This window comes from Rhodosalinus sp., from assembly GCF_046542825.1.
Taxonomy (GTDB): domain Bacteria; phylum Pseudomonadota; class Alphaproteobacteria; order Rhodobacterales; family Rhodobacteraceae; genus Rhodosalinus.
In genome coordinates, this window is sequence record NZ_JBKHAQ010000031.1 from 21,750 (window position 1) to 27,945 (window position 6,196).

General features: G+C 69.2%; 6 protein-coding genes and 1 tRNA gene. 2 read left to right on the top strand and 5 right to left on the bottom strand.

Going from position 1 to position 6,196, the window contains the following annotated elements; all coding sequences use genetic code 11:
• Positions 1–21 precede the first annotated feature (21 nt).
• The 4 genes from ACLFOB_RS06240 to ACLFOB_RS06255 form a co-directional block, all read right to left on the bottom strand.
• Positions 22–858 (bottom strand): lytic transglycosylase domain-containing protein, encoded by an 837-nt coding sequence (locus tag ACLFOB_RS06240; RefSeq protein WP_410925525.1) that lies wholly within the window; start codon positions 856–858, stop codon positions 22–24.
• Between the two features lie 77 nt (positions 859–935).
• Positions 936–1,694, bottom strand: a complete 759-nt coding sequence (locus tag ACLFOB_RS06245; RefSeq protein WP_410917179.1) for a hypothetical protein — start codon at positions 1,692–1,694, stop codon at positions 936–938.
• A 167-nt stretch (positions 1,695–1,861) separates the two neighbouring features.
• A complete protein-coding gene (gene glnA / locus ACLFOB_RS06250; protein ID WP_410917180.1) occupies positions 1,862–3,268 on the bottom strand; it encodes a type I glutamate--ammonia ligase in 1,407 nt (468 codons plus the stop codon).
• 44 nt (positions 3,269–3,312) lie between these two features.
• Positions 3,313–3,651, bottom strand: a complete 339-nt coding sequence (locus tag ACLFOB_RS06255) for a P-II family nitrogen regulator (RefSeq protein WP_410917181.1) — start codon at positions 3,649–3,651, stop codon at positions 3,313–3,315.
• A 240-nt stretch (positions 3,652–3,891) separates the two neighbouring features.
• On the opposite strand from ACLFOB_RS06255, the gene ACLFOB_RS06260 reads away from it, so the two are divergent.
• The gene (locus tag ACLFOB_RS06260; RefSeq protein ID WP_410925526.1) at positions 3,892–5,445 is read left to right on the top strand and encodes an NAD(P)H-hydrate dehydratase; all 1,554 of its coding nucleotides are present in this window, start codon (positions 3,892–3,894) and stop codon (positions 5,443–5,445) included.
• A 38-nt stretch (positions 5,446–5,483) separates the two neighbouring features.
• Here ACLFOB_RS06260 and ACLFOB_RS06265 read toward each other — a convergent pair whose 3' ends face one another.
• The gene (locus tag ACLFOB_RS06265) at positions 5,484–5,975 is read right to left on the bottom strand and encodes a Hint domain-containing protein (protein ID WP_410925527.1); all 492 of its coding nucleotides are present in this window, start codon (positions 5,973–5,975) and stop codon (positions 5,484–5,486) included.
• 135 nt (positions 5,976–6,110) lie between these two features.
• Here ACLFOB_RS06265 and ACLFOB_RS06270 point away from each other — a divergent pair.
• A tRNA-Leu gene (locus ACLFOB_RS06270) sits at positions 6,111–6,195 on the top strand.
• Position 6,196: the final 1 nt, after the last annotated feature.

Sequence of the window (6,196 nt, forward strand, 5' to 3'; positions counted from 1 at the left end):
CGGACGGCGTTGCCACATGCGTCAGTTTCCGATTCTCTCGGCCGCGTAGGCGATCGCCCTCTGGTAGTTTCCACTGTCGTTCCACGCGCTCAGGACTGCGAAGTTCGCGGTGCCCTCGCCGAAGGGCTGTCCGGCGCGCCAGCCGTGCTGACGCAGCATGTTGGCGGCAGAGGCGAGCGCGTCGACCGAATCGTATGGATCGGCACGCCCGTCGCCATCGGCATCGACACCGAAGCGCAGCCAGTTGCCGGACAGGAACTGCATGTGCCCCAGTTCTCCGGACGGACCGCCGCGGGTCCGGGTGTCGACGACACCCCGATCCACCAGCTTGAGGGCCGCAACGGCGTGCTCCTCGAAGCGCGGATGGCGGCGGCAGTAGGAGGCGAGCGTGACGGCGCCGCCGACAATCGGCGTCTGGCCCAGGTAGCCGCCCCAGCTTGTCTCCAGCCCCCAGATCGTCACGAGGATGCTGCCGGGCACGCCGTAGCCGCGCTCGATCGACTCGAAGAGCGCGGCGTTCCGGCCGAGCTGCCCGCGCGCCTGGTTGATGAAGCCCTGCGCCGAGCCGCCGGACCGCTTCGCAAGAAAGGTGGCCGGATCGCTCTGCGAGACGCCGGTCTGGCTGGCGGGATTCGATTCGAAGCGCCAGGTCAGGTCCGACAGGCGCGCGGCCCTCAGGGCCTCGAGCCCGCGCTGGCTGACACCCTGTGCGCGCGCGTCATGCGCAAGGTTCTGCTTGTAGGTCTCGAAGGCAGCCTTGCTGGTGATGCAGGGAGCGGCCGTTGCAGGCTGGGCGGCGGCCGTCAGCAGGATTGGCAGGGCGGCGGCAAGGGCGGCGAGACGCAGGCGCTGGAACATGAGGACACCGCAGGATCTCTGGCATCGAAAGCCTATCGGACCGGGCGCACAACGCAAGCGCCCGGCGGCGCGTCGGGTCAGATCGGCATCAGCGCCGCGAGGTCGGCATAAGCGCCCGAGTGATCCAGCGCGAAGTACAGCCCCAGCAACGAGCAGGCCTGCGCCGGCAGGCGCGGGTCCGGGCCGTGCCTGAGGTTCACCGCCAGCAGGACGGGCGCGAGGGGAAGGCAGAGCAGCGCGGCCGCCCCGGAAAAGGCCCATGCGGCGAAGCGTTGCTGCGGGCTGTCCTCGCCGGTTTCGCCTTCGGCCTCCGCATCGGCCGCGCGGAAGGCCTCGCGCAGCTGAAGCTCGAAGGCGTTGTCGACGAGCGCGGGCAGTCGGGCGGGCCTCGGCTCGGAGGCGGTGCCCCTCCGGATCGCGCCCGGGCGCATCGGGCGGATGCGGCCGGCCGCGCGGCCCGCGATCTCCATGAAATCCGCCGTGTCGATGCAGCTTCCGTCGGCCTGCCATTCGATTCGACGGGGCGACAGCCGCGCCGCGAGGCGATAGGTCAGATTCAGAAGCAGTGCCTCGCCCTCGGCCGTGGGGCGGGCGGTGGCGCGCTCGGCAACGTGCAGGATCAGCCGCGCAGGGCCGTCGCTGGCCAGCCGGATCGTCGCGACGGCAGTCCGCAGCCAGATCGCGCCGTCGGGAAGCGGCCCGCCGGTCTCGACCTCGTGACCCAATTCGGCGAGCCAGCCTTCGATCCGGTCATGCAATGCGGCCGGTTCGGTTTGCAGGGCCCCGTCAAGCCGGAGGGCCGCGAAGTGGCAAGGCATCTCGAGTGCTGCGGTCATTTCCTTCTCCCGGAACGCGCTCAGGTTGTGAGTACCGGGTGCATTGGGCAGGAATTTGGATCGAATGCGCCCAAAAGCGGGCAGTCGATTTTCGGCGCAGGCAACTCGCGCGAATGCGAACGGGGCGCCCCCGGGGCGCCCCGCGTACCCGCCGAGACGGGAGGTGTTCAGCAGCTGTAGTACATCTGGAACTCGACCGGGTGCGGCGTGTGCTCGTAGAACTCGATCTCTTCCATCTTGAGCTCGACGTAGCCCTCGATCTGATCCTTGGTGAACACGTCGCCTGCGAGCAGGAAGTCGTGATCGGCGATCAGGGCACCCACCGCTTCGCGCAGCGAGCCGCAGACCGTCGGGATGCCTTCCAGCTCCTCGGGCGGCAGGTCGTAGAGGTTCTTGTCCATCGCCTCGCCCGGGTCGATCTTGTTCCTGATCCCGTCCAGACCGGCCATGAGCAGGGCGGCGAAGGCAAGATAGGGGTTGGCCGAGGGGTCGGGGAAGCGGGCCTCGACGCGCTTGGCCTTGGGGCTTTCGGCCCACGGAATACGGATGCAGCCCGACCGGTTGCGCGCCGAATAGGCGCGCAGCACCGGTGCCTCGAAGCCCGGGATCAGCCGCTTGTAGGAGTTGGTGCCGGGGTTGGTGAACGCGTTGAGCGTGCGCGCGTGCTTGAGCAGGCCGCCGATGTACCACAGAGCCTCCTGGCTCAGGTCGGCATACTTGTCGCCGGCAAAGAGTGGCTTGCCGTCCTTCCAGACGGACATGTTCACATGCATTCCGGTGCCGTTGTCGCCGGCGATCGGCTTGGGCATGAAGGTTGCCGTCTTGCCGTAGGCCTGCGCCACGTTCTTGATGACGTACTTGTATTTCTGCAGCTCGTCGGCCTGCTTCTTGAGCGAGTTGAAGATGAGGCCAAGCTCATGCTGGCAGGACGCGACCTCGTGGTGGTGCTTGTCGACGGACATGCCCATGCGCTTCATCGTCGACATCATCTCGGAACGGATGTCCTGCCCGTCGTCGAGCGGGGGCAGGGGGAAGTATCCGCCCTTGATGCCGGGGCGGTGCCCGGTGTTGCCCATCTCGTACTCGGTGTCGGTGTTCCACGAACCGTCCTGCGCGTCGACCTCGTAGGAGACCTTGTTCATCGCGGTCGAATAGCGCACGTCGTCGAACAGGAAGAACTCGGCCTCCGGTCCGAAGAACGCCGTGTCGCCGATGCCCGAGGACTTCAGGTAAGCCTCGGCCTTCTCGGCCGTGCCGCGCGGGTCGCGCTCGTAGGGTTCGCCGGTGTCGGGCTCGCGGATCGAGCAGTGCAGCGCCATCGTCTTTTCCGCGAAGAACGGGTCGAGATAGCCGCTCGCCGGGTCGATCTCCATGTTCATGTCCGAGGCCTCGATCCCCTTCCACCCGTTGATGGAGGAGCCGTCGAACATGAAGCCTTCGTCGAGGAAATCCTCGTCGACCAGGTCGGACAGGACCGTCACGTGATGCATCCGCCCCCGCGGGTCGGTGAAGCGGAGATCGACATAGGCGACCTCCTCGTCCTTGATCGTCTTGAGAACCGAATCCTTGCTCATTTTTCCCTTCGTCCCTTTCGCTTGCTGGGGTCTCGTTCGGGGTGTCAGATCGCGTCCGAGCCGGTCTCGCCGGTGCGGATGCGGATGGCCTGTTCGACCGGGCTGACGAAGATCTTGCCGTCGCCGATCTTCTCGGTCTTGGCGGCGGCCACGATGGCGTCAACGGCGGCCTCGACCTGATCGTCGTCGAGCACCACCTCGATCTTCACCTTCGGCAGGAAGTCCACCACGTATTCCGCGCCGCGATAGAGCTCGGTATGACCCTTCTGGCGGCCGAAGCCCTTCACCTCGATCACGCTCAGCCCCTGCACGCCCACGTCCTGCAGGGCCTCCTTCACCTCGTCGAGTTTGAACGGCTTGATGATCGCTTCGAGCTTCTTCATGGCGGCCTCCTCGCTCCGTGCCGTTCGGGTCAGATCACGGCGTCCCGGGGGGCTCAATCGAAACCGGGCAGGGGGTGCTGCGCGGCAAGGGTGCCCGAAACGCGGTGGCGCGGATTTGATCGTTGCGATCAATAATTGTGCAGAATGTGAATCGCGTGCCGCCCGCCGTGCACTTGCGGAGCCGGACGGTGGGCGCTCATAACCTAAGGGCAGCCGCACTGCCAGGAAAGGGCCGATACCATGACCGGACCGAGCCGACCCGTGCAGGTCGCGGAACCGCTGGTGACTGCGGCGCAGATGCGCGCGCTGGAGGCGGCCGAAATCGACGCGGGCCGCGTCAGCGGCTGGGAATTGATGTGCCGCGCGGGCGAGGGGATCGTCGATGCGATCCTCGCTGCCTGGCCCGACCTGGCCGCTCGCCCGCGGCGGGCCGTCGTGTTGTGCGGCCCCGGCAACAACGGCGGCGACGGCTTCGTCGTCGCGCGGCTGCTCTTCGGCCGCGGATGGCGCGTGCGGGTCCTGCACTGGGGCACGCGCGACAGGATGTCCGAGGATGCGCAGGCCGCGCACGACCGCTGGGCCGCGCTGGGACCGGTCGAGCCGATGGAGGCGCGAGCGATCGCGGACCTGCGGGCCGATCTTTTCGTCGACGCGATCTTCGGCACCGGGCTCTCGCGCGAGGTGCCGGAGCTGGTGCGCGCGGCGCTGGGCGCCGCCCGGCAGGCGGCGGACGCAAGCGCTGGGCGCCTGGTGGCGGTGGACATGCCGAGCTGGTTCTCGTCGGATTCGGGCGCGCACCTGGGCGGAGGCGATCCGGCGCGCTTCGACATGGTGGCAGCGGTGCGGCCGATGAAGCTGGGCCAGTTCACCGGCGATCTGCCGAACCACGTGGGCTGCGTTGAGCCCGTCGACATCGGCCTGCCCGCGCCGCCCACGGCGGTGCGCCTGTCGGGACCGCCCGAGGGGCTGGAGAAGCGTGCCGGGACCGGCGCGCACAAATACAAGAATGGACACGCGCTGGTGCTTGCGGGCGGGGCCGGGCGCACGGGCGCGGCGCGCCTTGCCGCGCGCGCGGCGCTTCGCGTGGGCGCGGGGCTGGTGACCCTTGGGGCGCCGGCCGCCGCGCTGCCGGAATGCGCCGCGCAGCTCACCGCCGTGATGCTGCGCGAGGTCGGTGACGGCGCGGCGCTGGAGGCCGCGCTGCGGGACGAGCGCCTCAACGCGCTCTGCCTGGGCCCCGGCCTTGGTGTCGATGCGCGCGGCGCGGACCTGTTGGCCGCGGCGCTCGCCTCCGGCCGGGCCGTGGTGCTGGATGCGGACGCGCTGACGCTGCTCGCGAGCCAAGAGGCGCCCTTCGCGCAGCTTCACGCGGGCTGCCTTCTGACCCCGCACATGGGCGAATTCGCGCGGCTTTTCCCCGATCTCGCGGAGCGGGTGAAGACGGAGGCGGCACAGGGCTATTCGCGCGCGGACGCGGTGCAAGAGGCTGCCGCGCGGGCGGGCTGCGCGGTGCTGCTGAAGGGAGCGGACACCTTCGTCGCGGCGCCGGACGGGGCGGTCGCGCTCAACGCCGCGCTCTACGGGCGTGCCGCGCCCTGGCTTGCCACCGCGGGGGCCGGCGACGTCCTGTCAGGCCTTGCCGCCGGGCTGATGGCGCGCGGGGTCGAGTCTGCAAGTGCCGCCGAGGCCGCCGCCTGGCTGCACGTCGAGGCCGCGCGGCTGACAGGCCCCGGCCTGATTGCGGAGGATCTGGCAGAGGCGTTGCCGCGGGTGCTTGCCGCGCTGAAGCGATAGGCAGGCGGCCGTCCCGCTCGATCCGGGGCACCGCGCCGTCACGCGTGTTCGACCGCCGGCGCCGCGCTGGCCAGTTCAAGCCCGTCCGCGTAGATCAGGTGCGGCCGGTCGAAGATCAGCGTGAACAGCCGGATCGGACCGGTCCCCAGCGCCTCGACAGTCTCGCCGTCGACGAGGCATGACAGCGTCACAAGTCCCTGCGACCGGCCGATCATGGCCTGCGCCGTCGCGCCGCTCAACAGCACCCGTTGCGCCGCCGGCAGGATCAGATCGCCCGCCGGCCGCTCGCGTCCGAAGCAACCGGCGGAGACCTGCACCCGCGGCACCACGGCTGCGCAAGCGTCGAGTGCGCGCAGGGTCACGAGGCCCGCATCGCGCGTGATGATCCGGTCACCCGGCACCAGGTGTTCGACCGGAAGGATGCCGTCCTGGGCGTAGATCGGCGTGCCGAGCGGCACACCATGCAAATCCGTCGCCGCCCGCGCCTCACGCGCGACCGCCGCGGCACGCCCAAGCGTGTCCCGGGTCATGTGCTGCCCCTTTTCCTGCCTCAGTCTTTTTTCTTTGTGCCCCAGGGTAGCTGAACGAAGGGTTGTCGTCGCGCGGAAAGCCGCGCGCGATCCCCTCTCGCCTCGGACTGTGGCCTCTGGTAGACACAAGGCCGCGCGGGTGTGGCGGAACTGGTAGACGCACTTGGTTTAGGTCCAAGCGCCGCAAGGCGTGGGGGTTCGAGTCCCTCCACCCGCACCAA

What these genes read in the sequence shown, in the direction of transcription:
- ACLFOB_RS06240 (WP_410925525.1), bottom strand. Translation starts at nt 858, where the DNA reads ATGTTCCAGCGCCTGCGTCTCGCCGCCCTTGCCGCCGCCCTGCCAATC.
- ACLFOB_RS06245 (WP_410917179.1), bottom strand. Translation starts at nt 1,694, where the DNA reads ATGACCGCAGCACTCGAGATGCCTTGCCACTTCGCGGCCCTCCGGCTT.
- glnA (WP_410917180.1), bottom strand. Translation starts at nt 3,268, where the DNA reads ATGAGCAAGGATTCGGTTCTCAAGACGATCAAGGACGAGGAGGTCGCC.
- ACLFOB_RS06255 (WP_410917181.1), bottom strand. Translation starts at nt 3,651, where the DNA reads ATGAAGAAGCTCGAAGCGATCATCAAGCCGTTCAAACTCGACGAGGTG.
- ACLFOB_RS06265 (WP_410925527.1), bottom strand. Translation starts at nt 5,975, where the DNA reads ATGACCCGGGACACGCTTGGGCGTGCCGCGGCGGTCGCGCGTGAGGCG.
- ACLFOB_RS06260 (WP_410925526.1), top strand. Translation starts at nt 3,892, where the DNA reads ATGACCGGACCGAGCCGACCCGTGCAGGTCGCGGAACCGCTGGTGACT.